A 323-nucleotide genomic window follows, 5' to 3' on the forward strand; every position below is an offset into this window, starting at 1 on the left:
TGGGGATTAGTGTTTTCACTGATTTTATCCGTCATATTAGCCAATATTCGCGTATTTCGTATCCCAGTACTGGATCAACTCAGCCAGCTCTACATCAGCTTTTTCCGTGGCACGCCATTATTAGTACAGCTATTCCTGCTCTATTACGGTCTACCTCAAGTTTTCCCTATTATGGTCGGAATCGATGCCTTTAGTGCCGCAGTGATCGGTTTAACCTTACACTTTGCTGCCTACATGGCAGAGAGCATTCGCGCCGCCATTATCGGCATTGACCGAAGCCAAATGGAAGCAAGCTTGTCGGTAGGTATGACAAAAACTCAAGC

The 323-nt window shown here is 45.8% G+C and carries 1 protein-coding gene; it reads left to right on the forward strand.

What is annotated here, in order from left to right; translation table 11 throughout:
• Positions 1–323, forward strand: a 323-nt coding sequence (locus E0702_RS16205) for an ABC transporter permease subunit (RefSeq protein WP_132045611.1), incomplete at both ends; no start/stop codon positions are given.

Source organism: Halomonas marinisediminis (assembly GCF_004347715.1).
Classification (GTDB): Bacteria; Pseudomonadota; Gammaproteobacteria; order Pseudomonadales; family Halomonadaceae; genus Halomonas; species Halomonas icarae.